This is a genomic window from Lysinibacillus sp. 54212, from assembly GCF_036662795.1.
Taxonomy (GTDB): Bacteria; Bacillota; Bacilli; order Bacillales_A; family Planococcaceae; genus Lysinibacillus_B.
Window position 1 is genome coordinate 24785 of record NZ_JBAFWZ010000015.1, and the last position, 21257, is coordinate 46041.

19 protein-coding genes and 1 riboswitch are annotated in these 21257 nt (G+C 38.7%); of the genes, 2 read left to right on the top strand and 17 right to left on the bottom strand.

What is annotated here, in order from left to right:
• Positions 1 to 6: 6 nt before the first annotated feature.
• Complete coding sequence (locus V4T18_RS11685) at positions 7 to 1200, top strand: MFS transporter (RefSeq protein WP_332649565.1); 1194 nt, start codon at positions 7 to 9, stop codon at positions 1198 to 1200.
• Between the two features lie 508 nt (positions 1201 to 1708).
• Here the strand turns inward: V4T18_RS11685 and V4T18_RS11690 are convergent.
• The 9 genes from V4T18_RS11690 to V4T18_RS11730 all read right to left on the bottom strand — a co-directional run bounded on the left by V4T18_RS11690 (position 1709) and on the right by V4T18_RS11730 (position 10777).
• Positions 1709 to 3169 carry an IS1182 family transposase gene (locus V4T18_RS11690; protein ID WP_332649567.1) on the bottom strand — a complete coding sequence of 487 codons (1461 nt, stop codon included), beginning with the start codon at positions 3167 to 3169 and terminating at the stop codon, positions 1709 to 1711.
• A gap of 340 nt (positions 3170 to 3509) precedes the next feature.
• Positions 3510 to 4487, bottom strand: coding sequence for a class 1b ribonucleoside-diphosphate reductase subunit beta (gene nrdF / locus V4T18_RS11695; RefSeq protein WP_332649568.1), 978 nt, complete (start codon positions 4485 to 4487; stop codon positions 3510 to 3512).
• The gene (gene nrdE, locus V4T18_RS11700; RefSeq protein ID WP_332649569.1) at positions 4475 to 6568 is read right to left on the bottom strand and encodes a class 1b ribonucleoside-diphosphate reductase subunit alpha; all 2094 of its coding nucleotides are present in this window, start codon (positions 6566 to 6568) and stop codon (positions 4475 to 4477) included. The genes nrdF and nrdE overlap by 13 nt, the downstream gene beginning before the upstream one ends.
• Complete coding sequence (nrdI, locus tag V4T18_RS11705; protein ID WP_332649571.1) at positions 6543 to 6932, bottom strand: class Ib ribonucleoside-diphosphate reductase assembly flavoprotein NrdI; 390 nt, start codon at positions 6930 to 6932, stop codon at positions 6543 to 6545. The genes nrdE and nrdI overlap by 26 nt, the downstream gene beginning before the upstream one ends.
• Positions 6929 to 7156 (bottom strand): glutaredoxin family protein, encoded by a 228-nt coding sequence (locus V4T18_RS11710; RefSeq protein ID WP_332649573.1) that lies wholly within the window; start codon positions 7154 to 7156, stop codon positions 6929 to 6931. The genes nrdI and V4T18_RS11710 overlap by 4 nt, the downstream gene beginning before the upstream one ends.
• A gap of 146 nt (positions 7157 to 7302) precedes the next feature.
• Positions 7303 to 7477, bottom strand: a riboswitch (cobalamin riboswitch).
• A gap of 44 nt (positions 7478 to 7521) precedes the next feature.
• On the bottom strand, positions 7522 to 8121 hold the full coding sequence (locus V4T18_RS11715; protein ID WP_332649575.1) for a histidine phosphatase family protein: 600 nt from the start codon (positions 8119 to 8121) through the stop codon (positions 7522 to 7524).
• Positions 8090 to 9178 carry a pyridoxal phosphate-dependent aminotransferase gene (locus tag V4T18_RS11720; protein WP_332649576.1) on the bottom strand — a complete coding sequence of 363 codons (1089 nt, stop codon included), beginning with the start codon at positions 9176 to 9178 and terminating at the stop codon, positions 8090 to 8092. The genes V4T18_RS11715 and V4T18_RS11720 overlap by 32 nt, the downstream gene beginning before the upstream one ends.
• Entirely contained in the window at positions 9135 to 10106 is a 972-nt protein-coding gene (gene cbiB, locus V4T18_RS11725) for an adenosylcobinamide-phosphate synthase CbiB (RefSeq protein ID WP_332649578.1), read from the bottom strand. Before cbiB ends, V4T18_RS11720 begins: the two co-directional genes overlap by 44 nt.
• Positions 10103 to 10777, bottom strand: coding sequence for an adenosylcobinamide amidohydrolase (locus tag V4T18_RS11730; RefSeq protein WP_332649580.1), 675 nt, complete (start codon positions 10775 to 10777; stop codon positions 10103 to 10105). Before V4T18_RS11730 ends, cbiB begins: the two co-directional genes overlap by 4 nt.
• A gap of 348 nt (positions 10778 to 11125) precedes the next feature.
• Between V4T18_RS11730 and V4T18_RS11735 the strand changes: the two genes are divergently transcribed.
• The gene (locus V4T18_RS11735) at positions 11126 to 11395 is read left to right on the top strand and encodes a hypothetical protein (RefSeq protein WP_332649581.1); all 270 of its coding nucleotides are present in this window, start codon (positions 11126 to 11128) and stop codon (positions 11393 to 11395) included.
• Positions 11396 to 11539: 144 nt separating this feature from the next.
• Here V4T18_RS11735 and V4T18_RS11740 read toward each other — a convergent pair whose 3' ends face one another.
• The 8 genes from V4T18_RS11740 to V4T18_RS11775 form a co-directional block, all read right to left on the bottom strand.
• Positions 11540 to 12658, bottom strand: coding sequence for an N-acetyldiaminopimelate deacetylase (locus V4T18_RS11740; protein WP_332649583.1), 1119 nt, complete (start codon positions 12656 to 12658; stop codon positions 11540 to 11542).
• 12 nt (positions 12659 to 12670) lie between these two features.
• Positions 12671 to 13387: a 2,3,4,5-tetrahydropyridine-2,6-dicarboxylate N-acetyltransferase gene (gene dapD, locus V4T18_RS11745; protein WP_332649585.1), complete on the bottom strand. Its 717-nt coding sequence runs from the start codon at positions 13385 to 13387 to the stop codon at positions 12671 to 12673.
• 74 nt (positions 13388 to 13461) lie between these two features.
• Positions 13462 to 14352, bottom strand: coding sequence for a LysR family transcriptional regulator (locus V4T18_RS11750; RefSeq protein WP_332649587.1), 891 nt, complete (start codon positions 14350 to 14352; stop codon positions 13462 to 13464).
• A gap of 70 nt (positions 14353 to 14422) precedes the next feature.
• A complete protein-coding gene (gene cbpB, locus V4T18_RS11755; protein WP_332649589.1) occupies positions 14423 to 14866 on the bottom strand; it encodes a cyclic-di-AMP-binding protein CbpB in 444 nt (147 codons plus the stop codon).
• 115 nt (positions 14867 to 14981) lie between these two features.
• Positions 14982 to 15221, bottom strand: a complete 240-nt coding sequence (locus V4T18_RS11760; protein ID WP_332649592.1) for a short-chain dehydrogenase — start codon at positions 15219 to 15221, stop codon at positions 14982 to 14984.
• Positions 15222 to 15288: 67 nt separating this feature from the next.
• Positions 15289 to 17316 (bottom strand): sensor domain-containing protein, encoded by a 2028-nt coding sequence (locus tag V4T18_RS11765; RefSeq protein WP_332649594.1) that lies wholly within the window; start codon positions 17314 to 17316, stop codon positions 15289 to 15291.
• A gap of 92 nt (positions 17317 to 17408) precedes the next feature.
• The gene (locus V4T18_RS11770; protein ID WP_332649595.1) at positions 17409 to 19574 is read right to left on the bottom strand and encodes an RNA degradosome polyphosphate kinase; all 2166 of its coding nucleotides are present in this window, start codon (positions 19572 to 19574) and stop codon (positions 17409 to 17411) included.
• A complete protein-coding gene (locus V4T18_RS11775) occupies positions 19571 to 21118 on the bottom strand; it encodes a Ppx/GppA family phosphatase (RefSeq protein WP_332649596.1) in 1548 nt (515 codons plus the stop codon). Before V4T18_RS11775 ends, V4T18_RS11770 begins: the two co-directional genes overlap by 4 nt.
• Between the last annotated feature and the right edge of the window lie 139 nt (positions 21119 to 21257).

Genomic DNA, 21257 nt, shown 5'->3' on the forward strand with positions numbered 1-21257 from the left:
TTTGCCATGGCACAGAAAACGAACAATGCTGCCCTATATCTTTTAATGTTTAACATGTTTATTACAATGGGAGGCATTGGTCTTATCGTTCCTGTCATGCCCGCATATTTAGAAATATTTGGCGTTGGCGGACAAGTTTTAGGGTTTTTAATCGCAAGCTTTGCACTTGCACAATTTTTACTTTCTCCGGTTGCAGGAGATTTATCTGATCGACATGGAAGAAAAATATTTATCATTGGTGGACTAATTCTTTACGGTCTTGCACAAATCCTATTTGGCATTGCAACGGAGGTCTGGGTATTATTTTTAGCACGCTTCCTAGCTGGAGCTGGTGCGGCGTTTATTATGCCTCCGATTATGGCATTTGTCGCAGATATTACAACGTACGAAGAGCGTGGAAAAGGAATGGGAATGATTGGGGCGGCGATGTCGCTCGGGTTTATGATTGGTCCAGCATTCGGTGGATTCCTAGCTAACATTAATTTGCACTTTCCATTCTATTTAGCAGGTGCCTTTGCAATTATGGCCGCGATTTTTTCTTTTTTCGTTTTACCGAATATTAAGCAAGAGGCGAAAGAAGTTGCACCTCGTGAAAATTTAGTGAAACAGCTAGCACGTTCTGTGAAAACATCGTATTTTATTTTCCTAATTGTCGTGTTTACCTTTAGCTTTGGTATTGCAAATTTCCAGGCAACCCTATCACTTTATTTAGACAAAAAATTTGATTATACGCCTACTGATATCGCTATTATCATTACGGTAGGTGGATTTGCTGGCGTAATTCTTCAAATGTTCGTAGTTAATAAATTGTTCAAGAGATATGGTGAGATGAAGGTTATACTATTAAACCTATTGCTCGCTGCAGTCACGATGCTGCTTGTTATTTATATTAGTGGCTTCTTTATTATTACAGTCGTGGCGACGATCTTCTCGATTGCCACAACATTTATACGACCAGCCGTGAACACGTTAATATCCAAGCTTGCTGGAGCAGAACAAGGATTTGCCGCCGGGATGAATAATGCCTATATGAGCCTTGGTAACATGGTTGGCCCTGCCCTGGCCGGCATTCTATTTGACTGGAATATGGATTCTCCATATATTTTAGGTACTGTTATTCTAATCGGCTGCTTTATCCTTGCTTATACATGGACAATGAAAAAAGCACCACATTTAATGCACGCAGCAAAGCAAGAATAAGGGGAATTTCGTGGTTTACTGGAGTTGTTCTAATGTAGCCGTTGCCTCCGCTACAGGCAACAGCTATACTTAGAACGCTAATTTCTAACGGAGCTAGTATTTAAATAACGAATTTTCGGATGGGCTAGTTAATTTGAAAAACGGCGAGTATTTAAAAAAGTTGGCTAGTTTCTAAACAACGAATTTTCACAGTGGCTAGTAAATTTCAAAATGTGGCTAGTATTTCGAAAAAAATGGCTAGTATTTTTGAAATTACGGCTAGTATTTCGAAAAATGTGGCTAGTATCTGAAAAAGTAACGAAGACCCAAACTACGAAACTTCACATAGGCGAGTTAATCAAAAAATGCTTTCGTCTCAACTAAAAAATGCAATACGTAAAAAAGAGCGGGGAAATGATGAGGGCACTGAAAAACTTTCGTTTTTATTATAATGAACCTTTTTCAGATAAAAATAAGGCACTTCTTGTTCATTTTTGAACAGGAAGTGCCTTATCTTGGTCTCTATTCCTTACTCATTTTCCTTTAGTAGCTTTATTATCCGTTTTAAATTGACAGCGAATATCGTTGTGGCACCTTGAATTTCCATGCCAAATAGACCCGCAGCCGATGCCGTATCGTACCCGTGTCCGTTTTTCAATTCACTATTCTTCGCTTCTATTTTGTAGCGATTTGCGGCAATTTCTTTAAATGCTTCCGTATTTTGAAACGCTTCTTGTTCGGCATGTATTTCTGACTTGATTGTGACAGAATACGTTTTACTTTTTGCGCCTTCTTTATAACATCCCTCCCTCATTGGACATACTTTGCACTTTTCGATATCAAAATAATAAGTCTGACTTTGGCTATTATTCGTTCCTTTTTTTCCAGTACGTGCTTTTCGTGTCGCGAGATGACCAGCCTTACAAACAAACATTCCAGCATCTTTGTTAAATTCAAACTTATCTTCTTCTTTTCGCGGTCCTTGTGTAAGAATAGGGTTCAACTTTGCGACAAGTGCAATTTTCTCTTTTTTTGTATATTCAATATTTGCCTTTTCAGAGTAAGCTGAATCCCCAATAACTGTATTAATTTTCATACCTGCTTGTGTACTTTTATCGATTAATTCTTGAAGATATTTTCCATCACTTTTTTCACCTGTTGTAACGATAGCCGCTGTAATAATACGTTCATCACTCAACGCGATATGTGTCTTGTAGCCGAAGAAAGAAGATTCAGCCGTCTTATGCCCTTTTCGCGCATCCGAATCAGAAGAATAGTTTAGATGTTCTTGGAAATCTTCTACAACTTCTTTTAATACATTCAGCTTTTCTTTGACAGCTGGAATTTGTGCGATTTGTGGTTCTTTTTCAATCGCTGTAATTACTTTTTCACAGTAAGCTAATTCATCCTTTACTTCGTTAGAAGTAGTCTTCGCAGGAAATTTCTCTTTCATTGATTCGTCTATTTTGTAGACCGCTTTTCGAACGTTTTTTGATTTCTCTTGTAAAAATTCTTTCGGTGATTTTTGGTTGTAACGTGCTTTTGTATGAGTGGCATCCACAATAATCGTGCCTGTGTTGATGATTTTTTTCTCCAATGCGATTTCAACTGTTTTCCCGATGAGCATGTCTAATAAGCTTACGTCTTGGAGGCGAAGCCGACGAAATTTCGTAAGTGAGCTAGGGTCAATGACCGGATCTTCCGGCGCCATGTCCAAAAAATATTTGAATGACATATCATATTTTGAACGTTCTACTAGGTCGACATCCGATACATCATAAATTGATTTTAATAATAAGTACTTAAACATGCGGATTGGAGGGATTGCATTACGTCCATTATCTAAACAATATTTTGTCTTTAATTCTTCTAAAATGAATGAAAAATCAACAAGTTCATTGATTTGGCGAAGCATATTCTCTTTTGGCACAACAATATCATAAATGGCCATGAATGGACTTAAGTTAAGAGTTTCTTGATTTGAAATCATTGGAAGCACCACCTGCATATTAATTCTTTTATTATATATGAAAGGGTAAATAAAATAATAGTATGATAGATTCCGTTGTTTGGAGAAGCATCGCTCGACTCCTGCGGGAAAGCGAGACAGTCGAGACCCCGCACGAAGCGAAGCGTAGGAGGAGGCTCGGCGCTCGCCCGCGGAAAGCGAGCGGAATGCTTCGGAAAACAACACAGTCACAGTGCCAAATGAAAAAAGCGAGGTATTCAACGATTAAATCGTTAAATACCTCGCAACGTGAGTAGATATGGACTTTTTCAGTGCCCTCGAAATGATCCCGCTCTTTTACTTTACTCGTAGCTATTTTGCTCTATTGGATATCATCAAAATTAAATGTATCGTCAGTAATTGGTGCTACTTTCGCAACAGCATATGTGGAGCCCTTCTGAGAGAAGAAATCATATGTTGACCCTTCATTACGAATACCATTCATCACGATCGGGTTTACCTCTTCCTCTGGGAACATCGCATCAAAGCCAACATTCATTAGTGCCTTATTGGCATTATAACGAACATACGCCTTTACTTCCGGACTAAGCCCTGTTTCCGCATATACATCATCTGTATAACGCATTTCATTTTGATAAAGATCAAGCAAGTACTCATAGCCCCAAAGCTTTAGTTCATCCTGTTTGTCTGCTGGAATTTGCTTAAAGATGTTTTGTGCAAAGAAGCCAACCGCAACGCCGTGAATCGACTCATCACGTAAAATGAGTGATATCACCTCTGCACTATTTCGTAAAAAGCCTTGTCCACCTAAGTACAGCGGATAGAAAAAGCCTGAGTAGAATAAGAATGATTCAAGCATAACAGAGGCAAACATCGCCTTCCACAAACTTTCAGGATCATCCTCTTTAATCGACGTATACACTTCATTAATTTTCGTCGCTTTATATTGAAGAAACTCATTCTTCTTAACCCAGTCAAATACTTCATCAATTTCTGTATTTGTACAAAGAGTTGTAAAAATATAAGAATAGGATTTTGCGTGGATTGCTTCAAAGGCGCCGAAAACTGTTAATACCGCCTTCTCTTGATAATCCGGTGTGAACCTTGCAATTTCATTCATCCCAATATTTGTTTGTACAGTATCAAGAAGTGTTAAGCCACCAAATACCTTTTTATACGTATCCTGATGCTCAAATTCCTTCCATTGCTTAATATCCTTACTTACCGCGATTTCTTCTGGGAACCAAATTTGCTTCCATTGCTGATCCCAAAAAACTTTGGCAAGCTCACTTGTTGGTTGATTCCAGTTAACCGCCTCAAACTTTGTTACACCTGGCATGATACACACTCCTCTAATGTTTGTAGACGCTGACGTACATAATACACAGATTTAATTCCTTTCATCCATGCATAAATGTACACCTTTGCAAGCTGCTCAGTAGTCCAGCTATCTGTCACGTACAGTGTCATCGAAACGCCTTGGTCTATATGCTTTTGCGCTGCTGCATAAAGGTCAATAAGTTTGAATTGGTCCACTTCGTATGCTTCTGTATAAAGATGCTCATTTTCATTTGTTAAAAATGGCATCGGATAAATCGTACGACTATCTGCATAGTCACGAACTTCAACACGTTCAGTACACGGGGCAATCGATGCCGTACTGCTACGAATATAAGAAATACTACCCGTAGGTGCAATTGCTAAACGATACGCATGGAAAATTCCGTGCTTCATAACATCCTCTTTAAGTGCCTGCCACATTTCACGTGTAATCTGTGGGACGTTTCCTAACGCCTTTTCCACTGCTGGCTCTAATAAACTGCCCTCTTTCGTTGTATAGCTATCGAAATAAGCGCCTGTTGCATAATCACTTTCTTCAAACCGATCAAAGGTTACGCCCTTTTCCTTCGCAATTTCCATCGATGATTTTATCGAGAAGTAGTTCACTGCTTCCATAAACGCATCAATAAATGCAACAGATTCCTTAGAACCATATACAATGCCCTCAGTCACAAGATGGCCATGTAGGTTCATTACACCTAAGCCAATCGAGTGCATTAACTTATTCGCCTTCGCTACAGAAGGAACATTTTTAATATTTGTCATTTGCGATACGTTCGTTAGCAAACGAACAGCTGTATCGACTAATGTTTCGAAATCCCCGACCTTTGTTGCCTTATAAATATCTAGGGAACCTAGGTTACAGCTTACATCTAGGCCGTATTGATTTGGCTCGTCCTGATCGGTAATGACACTAGTTTCCTGCACCTGCAGAATTTCCGTACATAGATTAGACATTTTTACGCGACCAATGCTCTTTAACGGATGTGCTTCATTCACATTATCATCAAAAATTTCAAACGGATAGCCCGATTCAAACTGTGCCTTCTTAATTTCTGTATAAAGCTTACGTGCATTTAAACGTTTTAGCTTGCGAATGTTTGGATTATCGAGTAACTCGTAATACATTTCGCTCATGCTAATTTCAGACATGCGCTTGCCGTATTCCTTATAAATATCGTAAGAGCTAAATAACACAATATCTTTATTTCGCTTCATTAGCTCAAAGAAGATTGTTGGAAGGATAACACCTGTAGATAATGTTGCTAAGCGAATTTTTTCATCTGCATTTGGTTTTTTCGAGGAAATAAAATTCTCAATATCTCCGTGGAAAATGTTTAAGTACACAACACCTGAACCGTTACGCTGTCCTAATTGGTTGGAATAGGAGAAGGAGTTTTCTAGCAGCTTTGCAACAGGCATTACACCACTAGCTCTGTTCAAAATCCCTTTAATTGGATCACCTAATGGACGTAAATCAGTTAAATTTACACCGACACCACCACCAAGACGTGATAGCTCTAAGCAGTAGCCAATATTTTCGGCAATGCTATTCATCGTGTCATCCATTGTTAGCTTAAAGCAGCTTACTAACTCTCCGCGCGCTTTTTTACCACTATTCAATGCAGTAGGTGTAGCAGGCTGGTATGCTTCCATCATCGCTTCGACAGCTTTTTCTGCCAACCTTTCATCACCTTGTGCGAGATAAAGGGCGATAATAACGATACGATCCTCGTACTTTTCTAAAATTTCCTTGCCATCTCGACTTTTCATCGCATAGCTTTCGTAAAATTTGCTTGCACTCATAAAGGATGGGAAGCGGAACTTATAAGCGTATGCTTTTTTATACATACTTTTTATAAATGCTGGCGTATATTGGTCGATAAATTCTTTTTCATAATAGCCTTCATCGACTAAGTATCGAATTTTTTCCTCTACGTCGATAAAGTAACGCATACGAACGTTAACATCCTCTAAAAAGTATCGGCGTGTTGCTTCTTTATCCTTCGCTAAATCGAGCTCACCAGTTGCATGATAGCGATTTAATACTTCATTATTTAACTTCAAGTATTGTTTCATAGTCATCCTCTTTCACACAATCATTATAAAATGCAAGGATTGCCTCATAATCCTTTGAAAACCCTCGTAAATCAATCTTTCTAACTAGCGGTATATGGTAGTCTGAAGCGAGTTTATCACCAGCAAGTCCAAAAACATCTAAACCAAAATTACTGTTTCCACTAACGACAATCCCTTTACATAACGTAGCGTTCTGTTCCATAAAGGCTTGGACAACAGCGGGCACATCACCAAGTCCATCTGTGTACGTACAAAGGATAAATGGTGTTTCAATTACTGTATCTTTTGTAATTTCGATAGCTGGTAGGTTTAGTTTTTGGACAATATAGCGTACATTCCCTGTTCGACTAGCATAGGCAATCACTGCGTAAGCATCTCAATTCGCGATACAATCTCCTGCACATCATGAATTAGTTCGCCTTCAACCTCTAAAATAGGAACACTCATCAAGCCAGCATTGATAATTTTTTCTTTTGCTTGCTCATTGTGATCAATATTAATCATTTCAACTGAATCGAATCCAGCTTGCACTAACTCAGATTTCACCCATAGGCATTTTGGACAAATTGTTTTTGTGTATAATTTCATTTTTTCATTCCTCATTTCATTAATTTATGTATAGTCTCCGTTATCCCTAAACATGGGACAAAAATAAAAAGACTACCTCAAATGTGAGATAATCTAAAATGGACACACTAAAGCTTCGCATCCATTTACTCTACCCCGAAGAAATGTACTGTCTTTTTATTGAGGCGGTCTCCTGGCTCATCTTCATCACTTCTTACACCTTCCCGTTGGAACAGTGGTATCACGTAAGTCGCTCGGATTTACAGTTGCGGGGACAGCGCTAGATTTTCACCAGCTTCCCTTTCAACTACATATAGTAGTACCTAAATAAAAAATAACACAATATATTGTGATTCAACGATTTCAAGTATAGCATGACCAATCTTTTACTGTAAATAAGTATTTTGTACTTTCCTCAAGGTAAACTCCTGAATTTCCCAAATACCGTCACAATAATTTAGCTTTACAACACCACAGCTAGGGATTAAATCGGATAAAGAATGGAGTCTTTCACCGCTTAATTTCCACAACAAACAATGAATAGCGATCCCGTGTGATACCATTATGATATTTTTTTCATTTTTTTGAGCAACACTTTGCAAGCAGGCATGCATTCTATTTGCTACTGACTGAAATGTTTCCTGAGTGGTCGGTTGAAAAGATTGAGGTGAACACACATATTGCTCGTAACAAGGATCTCTTTCCAAATATTGAAGCTCTTTTCCTTGCCACTCACCTAAAAATATTTCCTTTAGCCGCGCATCAATCACTGGCTCCTGGGCTGGTACAATAAGTCGGGCAGTAGAAATCGCCCGCCCTAAGTCACTGCTATAAACAGTATCGATATCCATTCCCTGAAAAGTATACTGAAGCGCCCTTGCTTGCTGTACTCCTAATTCGGTTAATTCCGAGTCAAGCCAGCCCTGTAACTTGCCTAGCTTATTCCACTCCGTCTCACCGTGTCTTACTAGGTAAATTGTTTTCATATTCCACAAACCTTTTAGTAAATTCATTCATTGCTTCTTCATCCTTCATGCCAATCCGAAACCACTGACCATCCAAGCCGATATAGTTTTCCGTATGCCGTAACACGATTCCATGCTGAAGGAAATATAGATAGGCTTCCGGTACACTCCACCCCATCGGTAGTTTGAATGTTAGAAAGTTGGCTTCGCTAGCCGTTACAGCACAGCCATGTTGCATTAAAAAATGACTCATAGCCGTTCGCATTTTCGTACTATTTTCACCAGATATTTGGACAAAGGCGGATTCTTCTAAGCATTGGCAGCCAATTGCAATCGCAATGCCGCTAACACTCCAATGAGGTAAATAATTGTAGATATTTGACGCATGCCTACTAACTAAATAGCCAAGGCGAACGCCAGCTAAAGCATACATTTTTGTCATTGATCGTAAGACAAATAAATTGGCATAGCGGACAGTTAAATCGATTACCGATTCTTTTTCATCCGTCCAATCCATAAACGCCTCATCAACAACTACGGCACAGCCAACCTTTTCACCGTAAGCTAATAGCTCTTCAATTTCCTCACGAGCTGTCAGAACACCCGTTGGATTATTTGGGTTGCAAAGGTAAATTACGTCACCCTTGTCCATCGCCTTTTTTAGTGCTTGCATCGGTAGCTTATAGAGACAAATATCCTCTACAACAATCGACTCCACATGAACGTTTTGCTGTAAAAGCGTTCGTTTATATTCAGAAAAGGAGGGCTCCACAATAATGGCATGCTTTTCTCTAAAAAACTGCGCGATTGCCATTAGTAATTCCGCTGCCCCATTCCCTACTACAACAAAATCATTAGGCACTCTGTGAACGCTAGCTACTTTACTCCGAAAAGGTTCTGCAAGCATATCTGGATAACTTCCGACACTTTCCAACAACGCTGGCCAAAGCTTTTTAATCGATGAAGGACTCCCTAGAACATTCACATTTTCACTTAAATCATAAATCTTTTCAGGCATTGGTAACTGAAGTTGCCTATATAAAGCCAATGCATTTGCTCCATGCGCAGGTAATGCCAAAAATGATCCCTCCAATCAGTAGTAAAAAGTAAATTGTGACGGTATACATATGTCGAACAGTAAGCTTAATATGCTCTCGGTTCATGACGACAAGTGGCTCCCCCATAAACGCTCGAAAGGATTGCTTTCCACCATAGGAATTATTGCCACCTAAACGAATCCCTAGTTGATAAGCCGTAGCTGCCTCTAAATAGCCGCTATTAGGACTTGGATGTTTTTTCGCATCTCTCTTCCATTTATTCCATCGTTCCGCCAAAGGTAGCTTTTTTACATTTTTGGTTGTAAGCAAAATCAATAACCCTGTTAGACGACTCGGAATGTAGTTCGCAATATCATCTAATTTTGCTGCAATGTAGCCAAATTGACTGTAGCGCTCATTCTTATACGCAACCATAGAATCTAATGTGTTAATCGCTTTATAAATCCACGCACCGATTGCACCAAATAGAAGAGCATAAAATAATGGAGCGGTTACGCCGTCGCTTGTATTTTCCGAAACAGTCTCCACGACCCCTCGTACAACTTCTGGCTCCTCTAAATGAGCTGTATCCCGACCTACAATCCATCCAAGCTTCGTCCGGGCCTCTTCCATGTCGTTTGCCTCTAATGCACGATAAACAACCATCGCTGCTTGATCTAAGCTTTTTTGAGCAAGTGCGATTGCAATTAAGAGTACTTCAATCGCAATACCAATGGCCCAATGAATTTTATAGCTGACGAAAAGAACCGCACCTACTACAGCCAATGTAGCGAATAGAGTTAGCAATACCGTTAAGGCTCCTTTTAAGCGTCGATTGACCCCCCTATTCAACCTTTTTTCTAAGAAGGCAATCCAGTTGCCAATCCAAATGACTGGGTGTGGTAGCCCTTTTGGATCGCCTACGATACGGTCTAACCCTATGGCCAGTAAACAAATGATACTATTCATTTTAAACGTCCCTTTGTATAAATAATATAATTATCAATTGCACGATGTAATGTGTGGGCAACACCTTTTCCGATCAAGCTTCCTAATTTAGTAATGGAGCCTGCATAAGGATAAAGCTCGCCTTGTTGTGTGGCTGCAACACATACGCTATCTGTCGATGTGCCTGTAGCCAAGGTCCCACTTTTTTTATCTACTATATTACGCTGGATAAGTGTTTTCACCTTTGTTTCAGTTACTGCACTATATGCCTGCATCAAGGCTTCGACAGTTAAATGACCGTCGATAAATACGAAAATATTAATAGTGCCGATCCTTGATTGATATGTATAGCGATGCGAGGCGGTAATATCTACTGCATTCCCTAGCCCAGCTGTTAACATGACCGTCAGCGTTAGTTCTCCATCCTGAAAAGTATCTATAAAAAGAAACTCCTGGTTTACTGCAGTCATCATTGCCACACTCTTCTCGATAGGAAGGTCATGCTGGACTAAAAAATCTATAAATTCTTCTTGTACATGCTGTGGATTATAGTCAACAGGCACAGTTCGATTAATAAAAATACTGGCTTCATATAGTCCAGGATTAATCATCGCCGAACTGATTGAGAGTAACGGCTTTTTAAAAGATGCCACTGAATAAATCCCATAATTCGAAATGATTGGTTCACTCATATTAGTAATTCCTTTTTATTTTATATAGAACATTATAGCGTAAAAAAATAGGTTGATCCTGTAGACCTAGCAAAATGTTATTTTTCACGTATGAATATTTTTAAAAATCATTGTCATTTTGGCATTTTTTCAAATTGAAATATGCCTATAATTCACTTATTTATCATATCATTTTAATAGAGCTTGAATTATTCAACAATTCATTATTTTTTATGTTTTGACTACGGATAAAATTGTAGATAGAATGGTTAGTAGAGTCTTGCAGTCACTCTTTTAATGAAGAAAACTATGGATTGTTGCCCTATGGATTTAGATAGTTAACAAAGATTAAAGGATGGAGGCACGATGATGGAACAAAATGCAAATCAAGATGCTGTTCTTCAGGCTATTTTAGAGCTTTCGAACCAACTAAAGACTACAAAGGATGAATTGCAGCAGCAGATCGCTGATACGAAAGCAGAACTTCAACAGCAAATTCAAACGACAAAAGAGCAAATCGTTTCTGTTGAAAATACATTAAGTACGAAAATAGATAAAATTAATACAAAGCTTCATATTTTATCAGATGAGCTGCTAGAAACAAGAGCAGATGTACGAACACTACAAAAAGCTAGATAATTTATAAGTAATAATAGATAAAAAGAGCAGCGTATACATCGCTGCTCTTTGATTGTAAATAAGCTATTTTTAGTTACATAGAAATCGGTAAGCCCCGCCACTCCGCTTTTCGTGGTGGGGCTTACTCGGTATTATTACTTCACTTTACAAACTCCGTATAAACTGCTCGACAAATATTGCATTAAAGTCGAGAACAGCCTCGTCTGGGTTCATTTTTGACTGGTGTAAGCCGTAGGGACAATTGGCTCCTGACCAAAACATCGCTCCTGGTATTTCCCTTACAAAATAACCAAAATCCTCACCAGTCATTGCAGCAGGACACTGGAAGGCTGTAGCCCCATCAAACTGTCCTGCGAAGTTAAGAATTTTTTTCGCACACGCTTCATCATTATTTACTTCATAATACATTGCACCATAATCAATCGAAATCTGGCATTCGAACGCGGCTTCAATACCCGCACAAATAAGATTAATTCGTCGTTTTACTCGCTCCATTGATTCAGCATTCAATGTTCGGATTGTTCCCTCCAAACGTGCATTTTCCGCAATAACGTTTTGCACTGTTCCAGCAGTCATTTTCCCAACTGTAATGACTACGCTATCAAGAGGGTCGACATTTCGGCTGACAATTGTTTGTAGCTGTAAGATTAAATTCGCAGTAGCAACGGTCATATCACGTGTTTTATGTGGATAAGCAGCGTGTCCGCCCTCACCCTTTAAATCAATAAATAGCTCAGACGTATTGGCAAATAAAAGCCCCGGACGTGTAGCGATTGTACCGACAGGATATTCTGGTGCAATATGCAATGCAAAAATTTCATCTGGCAATAAATCCGGACGCTCTTCCTTTAACCAGGCAAGCATTGGCTCCGCGCCACCCGGAGCTTCCTCTGCAGGTTGGAAATAAACAACGACATTTTGTACAGGAGGCTCATGTGCAAACGCTGATACGAGGGCTAGAGCAATCGTCATATGACAATCATGGCCACAAGCATGCATATTTCCCTCATGAATCGATGCATAGTCAACACCAGTTTCCTCTGTTACAGGAAGACCATCAATATCTGTTCGCCAGCCAATTGTTTTCGTTGGATTCGCGCCATGAATCTTCACAACTATTCCAGTTTTCCACGTTGTTACCTCTAAATGGCTTTGAGGCAGGCTTGCAATATGCGCTAACAGGAATTGTTGCGTTTTAAACTCTTGAAAGCCAAGCTCGGGAATCCTATGAAGTTCTCTTCTTAATTTAATGAGTGAACTCATTTTGTCACCTTCTTATATTTTTCGCAATGCATCAATAACCTCAGTTTTTGATTTCGTTTTTTCATCTAATTGCTTTAAAACGCGAGCAGGTACACCACCAACAACTGTATAGGGTGCAACATCCTCGATCACAATAGCACCTGCTGCAACAACAGCCCCTTTGCCAATGCGAACACCTTCGAGCACAACGGCATTAGCACCAATCACCACATCATCTTCTACAATTACAGGTTGAGCTGACGGAGGCTCAATAACTCCAGCTAATACTGTACCTGCACCGATGTGACAATTGCTACCAACTGTTGCACGACCGCCTAAAATAACGCCCATATCAATCATCGTCTTCGGACCAATTTCTGCACCGATATTAATAACCGCACCCATCATAATAACGGCTTGATCACCTATCGTTACTCTATCTCGGATAATTGCACCGGGCTCGATACGTGCATTAATGTTTTTTGTATCTAAAAGCGGCACGCCAGAATTTCTTCTGTCACTTTCAATTACATAGTCTGTTATGTTATCTCCGTGCTCTTTTATAGAGGCTTCGATTTCATCCCATTCACCAAATACAACAGCCGTGTTACCCTCACCAAAAACCTTTGAGCCTTCACCATAGGATAACTGGGCTACTCCATCACCTTTCACATATACTTTTACAGGTGTAACCTTTTTCGCATTTGAAATAAATTCAATAATTTGTTGTGCATTTAAGTTCTCGGACATCGTTTTAATCCACTCCTTATGTGAGAATAACTAACATGTCATAATTGTACTAAATACTCAGTTAAATAGCACGTTTAATTTTTATACTCATATAAGCACCTTGCTCGGTCCTGTACAACGTCAACAAACGCGGCAACTTGCCTTAGCTCAAATGATGATTCATAGCCTATTAGCCATGTATCGCGAGTAAGACCTACATCTTTTTCATTTTGAGTTAATGGAATTTTATTAACGTCCTCCTCGCCATTTAAGGTGATGGAAGGTAATATCGCATAGCCAATTCCGTTTACTGCCATTTGCTTACACGTTTCAATTTGATCCACAATAATTTGATGCCTTGGATTAGAATTAAAATGTCGCTGCCACCATTGTAGGATTTCCTGATAATAATCCGAATCGCTCTTAAATTGAATAAATGGTCTTTCCGTCGTATAAATATCCTCTAAATATTGGATTTCCTTATCTACTAAATACATCATATCGCGAAATAAGTGAATTTTCTTTCCTTTCCAATCTGCTTGACCACGAACAATTCCAACATGCGCCTCTCCTTCGTATAAGGCTTTTACAATTTCCGAGCTCCATCCCGTCATTAAGGAAATTTTCGTATCTGGATATAACGTAACGAAGTCCTTTAATACTTTTGGCAACCAATTTTGCCCAACTATCGAGGCACACGCAATTTTTAACGTCCCATGCACTTTAGAATTTAACGCTTGAATCGTCTCAAAAATTTCCTCTCGTCTCGCAATTGCATCGATTGCATATTGGATAACGAGCTCTCCTGCTGGTGTTGGTGTTAAACCTCGTTGCGAGCGAAGGAATAGCTGCGTACACCAATCCTTTTCAATAGATTGGAGGCGCTGTGATAAGGCGGGCTGTGTTAAAAATAATCGTTCTGCCGCTTTTCGCATGTTCCCTTCCTCTGCAAGGACTTTAATAATTTCCGCTTCTGTAGCTGTCAAACGCCTTCCTCCTTCCCTTTACGAAAAATCGACAAAACCCTAAAAGGATTTTGCCGATGATACTACAAAACTATTTTTCAGTTTGGTATATATACTTTTTTAATTGTTTTAAAATAATACGACGCGTCATAATCCCAATAAACGTTCCTTCTTCATCTACCACACAAAGAAACGCATGGTTAATCACTAGGTCAAGCGCTCGTTGGAATGTATCCTTTTCCTTTAAGAAGGCAACTTCCTTATTCATGACATCATCCACTTTAATATCATGTAGACGATCATATTCAATTCGCTCTAGCCCTAAAATCTCTTCCGTAATCATTTTTATGCTTAATAAGCCTTGCAAGCGATATTTGACATCTAAAACGGGGATCGAAGAATAACCTGTTCTTGTTAATACTAGCAAAGCATGCTCTGCACTATTCCCAATTTGAACATGCGCTACCTTTTCAGACGAAATAATAAATTCTTTTATCGGTGTTTCTAGTAAATCCTTATTATTTAATGAAAGCATGAACTTCTACTCCTTTACTGCCCTACGAATAGAACAGGATAGTGCATTCTTTTTTATCATAACATAATATGCAAAAGAATGCCTACCGTATAGGAGCAGCAACCATACCGCAAAACTAATAGCCTGACTTAGCCCAATAATAAAAAATAACAATACCTAAAAACAATAAAAACACGACATAGCTAATAATAATCGGATTAAGAATAAGTGGGTGTTCCTTCACTGCCTCTGGTACAGGTGTATCCATTTCAGATTCACGAGTTCGTGTTTGCTTTGCTACCGCCATTGTCGTATATACTGCATAGATGCATAGCACAACAATCGCAAAAATAGCTGGCCATAGCCAAATATCCATTGAGAACGTCCCCTTTCGTTTTCTAGATAGTATGGCAAGCCAGCCTTATAATTATTCATTTTCGACATCAACCTACAAAGTATTGTTCAATAATTTGTTCGACAGGTAAAGGTTTATTGTACAAATAACCTTGAACTCTTTTACATTGATTTTCATATAAAAAGCGTTCTTGATGTTTTTGTTCTACACCCTCAGCTACAACTTCCAAACCTAAATTATGCGAGAGTAGAATAATCGCTTTGACAATCGCTTCATTTTTCTTGTCCTTCTCTATATCAGCAATAAAGGATTGATCGATTTTAATAATATCGATTGGATACTTTTTTAAATAGCTTAGCGAGGAATAACCTGTCCCAAAATCATCAACAGAAACATAAACCCCTAATCTCTTTAATCCTGTCAACGTTGCTGTCGTTTCATTTACATTGGTCATTGAACTTTCGGTAATTTCTAACTCTATTAATTCTGGCTTCACATTATATCGCTTTAATATGCATTCCACTTTATGGACAAAATCATCCTGCTTAAACTGCTTTGGAGAAATATTTACTGCAACCCGGACAGGACGATAGCCTTTTCTCCTCCACTCTTGCTGATATTGACATACACGTTCCAACACCCAATCACCTATATCTAGTATTAGCCCAGAAGACTCTGCTAGTGGTATAAATTGTGAGGGTGGTACAAGCCCGAATTTACGGTTATTCCACCGAATGAGCGCCTCAAAGCTGTCAATCGTTTCTGTAAATAAGTCAATTTGTGGCTGTAAATGTAAGCTCAGTTCACCAAATTCAATAGCACGACGTAGATGAGCTTCAAGTAACGCTTCATTCGGAAATGCCTGGCTCATCTCTTTACTATAAAAACGAAAATGATTGCGACCGTGATTTTTTACGTAAAAAAGAGCCTGATCTGCCTTATGTAGTAATGTGTCTAACTCTGAAATTTGACCCGACACACTGGTAGCTATACCGATAGAAGCTGTTACAAAATAATCTTGATCTTCTACCACTAGCGGCTCTTTTAATAATTCTAAAATATTTCTCGCTAATCTTTCTACCTCTTCTCTTGCAACATACCGAAGAAGAAAGACAAATTCATCGCCATTATAGCGAAAAATCTCACAAAACTCACTCCGTAATCGTTTAAATCGATTACTTACAATAGCTAGCATCCCATCCGCCTTTTTCTTTCCAAGGGATTCATTAAACTTTTTAAAGCGATCTAAATCGACTAACATTAACGCTGAATTCAGCTCAGGCTGACCTTCCAGAAAAGCTGACCATTTTTCATTTAGCGCACGCCTATTCAGCAAGCCCGTTAATTCGTCCTGATACGCCATATAAGGATACGTATCTCCATCTTGAAAAAGTCCATCTACATTTTTAACGATGACGTGGGCCCCGATAATTTTTCCGTTCCAATAAGTAGGGAACGTCTTTAAGTACACAGGCTCCTCACTAAATAACTTATTTTTTAATAAGCACTGCGGCATCCCCATTGGATATCCTTCTAAAGTGTTATAAAACAACGGTCTAAACCTCGTTAAATAATCCTTTTCAATTAATTCAAAAATACTTTGCCCTAAAATAATAGCACTCGTTGATTGTAATTTTCTAGTGGCGGCGATATTTGTATAAATTATTGTTCCCGTTCTGTCTAATGAAATAACAGGATCCACATATTGCTCTACAAAGTAAACATGCTTCGCCGTTTCTAAATGCTCTTCAAAAGCCGTCGCTACATCGTTTGATACCAACCTCATAACAACACTGAATAAGCGCTCAGAACTATGTGCAATAGGCTGAACATGAATCGCAAGCTGTTTTGCTGATTGTAACGTAATATAGTTTACCTCACCATTCGGAGACAAGACTAATGGGTATATTTGAAACCAATGAATTGTATGAAAAAACTTTTCTGCATCCATTCCATCTAGGAATCTCTCATTAAATAATTGGGCTGCCTTCGCATTGATCATTTCCACAGAAAAATGATTCTCATGCTGTTGTATAATCGTGACAGCATCAAATGGATTTAGTTGAATGATTTCACGCAAAGCTTTACTTTTCTCTGTATCTACTGCATTAATCACTTTGACCCCTCCTATCCAACTCTTCCGACTGCCTTACGTTTCATATAGCCTTACAATTTTTGCAAGACTATATGAAATTGTTCAGTTTTTCGTTAATCCTCGATGTTTCTTCCAATGGCTTCTCGCAAAAATATTTCCTGGCTATTGATTTTTTGCGAGCTATCATGATCCTCTTTATAATGATATTTTCCATTGGAGTCTTGAATACGAGCCTTTTGATTATCCTGAAGCTGTAAATTCATAATTTTAATAATGCGCTTTTTGATTTCTGGCGAATAGACAGGGAATAGGATTTCCACCCGTTTAATCATATTTCGCGTCATCATATCCGCCGATGACAGGAACACCTTATTTTCGCCATTATGATGGAACCAGAAAATCCGTGAATGCTCAAGGAATCGACCGACGATACTTGTTACAGTAATATTTTCACTAATGCCTGGGATACCCGGTCGAATACAGCAAATCCCTCGAATAATTAACTCGATTTTTACACCTTCAATTGATGCCTCATATAGCTTCATCATTAAATCCTTATCGGTTAAGGAATTCATTTTGGCACGAATAAAACCATTTCCATGCTTCCTATGACAATAGATCTCCTCATCAATTAAACGTATGAAATCGTCACGAATATCAAATGGGGCAACGACTAAATGGTGAAACTTCGGCTTCTCTGTATAGCCACTTAAATAATTAAAAAAGTTCGTCGCATCAATTCCGAATTCTTTATTTGAAGTAATGATAGCCATGTCCGTATAAATTTTCGCTGTAGCATCATTATAATTTCCTGTTCCAAGGTGCACAAAACGCTCAATTCTCCCATGACGTCGACGGACAACAAGTGTAATTTTTGAATGCGTTTTTAAATTATTCATTCCATAAATAACTAGACAGCCTGCCTGCTCTAGCTGCTTCGCCCAGTGCACGTTATTTTCTTCATCAAAGCGTGCCTTTAGCTCGACAAGCACCGTTACTTGCTTCCCGTTTTCAGCAGCCTGCTTTAAAGCCTGAATAATTGGCGAATTCCCACTTACTCTGTATAAGGTTTGCTTGATCGCTAGTACTGAAGGATCGTTTGCCGCCTCTAGAATAAAATCGACAATCGGCACAAAGGACTCATAAGGGTGGTGGAAAAATAAATCCTGCACTAGAGCCTTTTCGTAAATACTTTCATCTGAATCAAGATCTGCTGGACGTTGTGGAATAAAGCTCTCATATTCTAAATGCTCTCGACCTCCAGAAATCGCCTTCACGAATGGAAACATAAATGTTAAATCCAGTGGACCATCAATTTTAAATACATCCGATTCTTCTATCTCGAATTCATCTAGTAAGTAATCTAATACATCATCATTCATTTCACCATCACGCACTTCAAGTCGGGAGCCAACGCCCCATTTGCGTTTTTTTAATTCCTTTTCAATCTCAGAAAGTAAATCCTGCGCCCCCTCCTCATGAATTGTTAAATCTGCATTACGCGTTAACCGAAACGCTTGGGAAGATTTCACCTTGTAGCCGTAAAATAATTTATCAATATGACCAGAAATGACATCTTCCAATAGCACAAACACCGTATCATTTTCTTTCGTCGGAACTTTAATGAATCGATCTAGCACAGATGGCACCTGCACAATGGCAACCTTATCAGTATTTTCAACATCACCATTATTATTTTCTAGCATAACGAGTAAATTTAATGTTTTACCAAGTAAGGTTGGAAATGGACGATACGCATCTACTGCAACTGGTGTAAGTACTGGGAAAATCGTTTCCTCAAAAAGTTCATTAATAAATTTCTTTTGTTCGGGGTTTAACAGCTTTAAATCCCGAATAAATACATTTTCCTTTGGTAATAATTCATCCACTAAATGACGATACACCTCTGTTTGTCGACGAACTAACGCCTGTGTACGTTCTGCAATTTTTGTTAACTGTTCCTTTGGCATTAGGCCGGATTTATTTTCTGGTTTATGAAAGCCAGCACGTACTTGGTCCTGTAGCCCCGCAACCCGTACCATGAAAAATTCATCTAAATTCGAACTAAATATCGCCAAAAACTTTAATCGTTCAAGAAGTGGATTATTTTCATCTTCCGCCTCCTCTAATACACGCTCATTAAAGGCCAGCCAGCTTAGTTCACGATTATTGTAATATTGAGGCTTTGCAATTTCTTCTAGCAATAATTTCTTTTGCTCTTCTTTCATTGATTGCTCTTCCCTTTTCGTATTTTCTAGCTCCTCAAAATTCGTTGTCATCCTTTATTCCACCCTTCTTCACTAAAATGAATTTGTACTTCACCCTTAAATACACGTTCTAAGTGTTTTTTAGTGCGCTCTACTTGATAAATTTCTGCAACTGCACTTTCACTCACAATAATATACATATGTATAGCTGCGTCCCTTATTTCTAAGGAAAGCTGCTTTACAACATTTCGTTTGGAAACGTTTAATGCATACGCAAACTTTAATAAGGCCCCAAAATCACGTAAATCCTTTAATTCCTCACGCGAAAACCACGATAAAAATGGCATAGAAAATCGTCTAAAGTACTCTTTATTTTTATAGGATGCTAGTAGTGCTAGCTTCACCCGATTAGGATGGCTCAAACCTGCAATAGATTGATTAGCTAATAAATAAAAAGTATGCTGACTTGCCGAATCAAGCTCAATATACTCACCAATAGCAAAAACCTTCGCTGCCTTTCGAATAAGCTGTAAATGCTCCTCCTTAAAGGACAATAACTTAACCTGACAACACTCACGATATAGTCTTTCACTTAATGTTGCTAACGTATTAGCTTCTTCTCCTGACCGCCCATACTCATAGGAGAATCTCCTGGCGTTTTCCTCAAAAACATTATATTTATCAAACGCCTTTGTATCTTCTTGTAAAACACGGTTAATAATGAGTCCTTCTCGCAAGCCTTTTTTACTTATTTGGAAGCTCTTTGTTTGGACAACGCCCATCAATGTTGTAAATACCTCTAGTGCTGGCACAATAATATCGGCACGGTCAGATGATAGACCGTCGAGCTGTTTAAGCTGGTCAAATGTCATATCGCTTAGCTCGCGCTTTAATCCTTCTAACTCATCCTTGTGCATTTCATATTGATGCACACCTGAAATAGGATATTCTACTTGCTGTTGATGCACTTGCGCCACATTTCGCGCACTTCCTCCAATCGCAACAATCGGTAAGTGTGCTTGTCGAATCCACGATAATGTTTCAAATTGCTCTTTAACAAACTCATGTAACGCTTTACGCTCAGCCTCGTTCATTATTGAGCCGCTAACAAATCGTTGCTTTAATGAAACAGTTCCGAATGGAAAGCTATGGGTTTTTTGAAGTTTTTTATTTTTAAACAATGTAATTTCAGTAGATCCTCCACCAATATCAATCGTTACCGCTGAAGACGTATCCATCGAATTTACAACTGCTAAAAAGCCAAAGTATGCCTCTTCCTCTTCTGATAAAATATCAATTTCAATTCCCGTTTCTTCCTTCATACGTTCGATAATCTCTTCATTGTTTGTTGCTTGACGAATTGCTGCTGTAGCCCCTGCTTGAATATCTGTCACCCCATAATCATGCAGTATCCTCTTAAATGAAGAAAGCGTTTCCAAAAGCACTTTTATACCTTCCTCGGCCATCTTACCATTCGGCATTAAGTATGTACGAAGTCGTGCAACGGTTTTTATATTTCCAAATTCATGCAATCCTTCATTTTTGTCATATTCATACATAACAAGTCGAATTGTATTGGAGCCGATGTCGATAATAGCAGTCTTTATTTTCTTCATCCCGTTCACTTCTTCCTTCTTAAAATAAGATCATCCCCTTACAGCTATACATTAACCTTTAAACTTTAAGCCTCTGTAAAGGAATTGTAAAAAAACCGGAACTACTTTTTCAAGTATCCGGCTTTTATAAAACGTTATA

Coding starts and splice junctions, on each gene's coding strand:
- V4T18_RS11770 (WP_332649595.1), bottom strand. CDS start 19,574: ATGACAACGAATTTTGAGGAGCTAGAAAATACGAAAAGGGAAGAGCAA.
- V4T18_RS11740 (WP_332649583.1), bottom strand. CDS start 12,658: ATGAGTTCACTCATTAAATTAAGAAGAGAACTTCATAGGATTCCCGAG.
- V4T18_RS11715 (WP_332649575.1), bottom strand. CDS start 8,121: ATGAAAACAATTTACCTAGTAAGACACGGTGAGACGGAGTGGAATAAG.
- V4T18_RS11775 (WP_332649596.1), bottom strand. CDS start 21,118: ATGAAGAAAATAAAGACTGCTATTATCGACATCGGCTCCAATACAATT.
- V4T18_RS11685 (WP_332649565.1), top strand. CDS start 7: ATGGCACAGAAAACGAACAATGCTGCCCTATATCTTTTAATGTTTAAC.
- V4T18_RS11730 (WP_332649580.1), bottom strand. CDS start 10,777: ATGAGTGAACCAATCATTTCGAATTATGGGATTTATTCAGTGGCATCT.
- nrdF (WP_332649568.1), bottom strand. CDS start 4,487: ATGCCAGGTGTAACAAAGTTTGAGGCGGTTAACTGGAATCAACCAACA.
- V4T18_RS11710 (WP_332649573.1), bottom strand. CDS start 7,156: ATGAAATTATACACAAAAACAATTTGTCCAAAATGCCTATGGGTGAAA.
- dapD (WP_332649585.1), bottom strand. CDS start 13,387: ATGTCCGAGAACTTAAATGCACAACAAATTATTGAATTTATTTCAAAT.
- V4T18_RS11690 (WP_332649567.1), bottom strand. CDS start 3,169: ATGATTTCAAATCAAGAAACTCTTAACTTAAGTCCATTCATGGCCATT.
- V4T18_RS11735 (WP_332649581.1), top strand. CDS start 11,126: ATGGAACAAAATGCAAATCAAGATGCTGTTCTTCAGGCTATTTTAGAG.
- cbpB (WP_332649589.1), bottom strand. CDS start 14,866: ATGCTTTCATTAAATAATAAGGATTTACTAGAAACACCGATAAAAGAA.
- V4T18_RS11760 (WP_332649592.1), bottom strand. CDS start 15,221: ATGGATATTTGGCTATGGCCAGCTATTTTTGCGATTGTTGTGCTATGC.
- nrdE (WP_332649569.1), bottom strand. CDS start 6,568: ATGAAACAATACTTGAAGTTAAATAATGAAGTATTAAATCGCTATCAT.
- cbiB (WP_332649578.1), bottom strand. CDS start 10,106: ATGAATAGTATCATTTGTTTACTGGCCATAGGGTTAGACCGTATCGTA.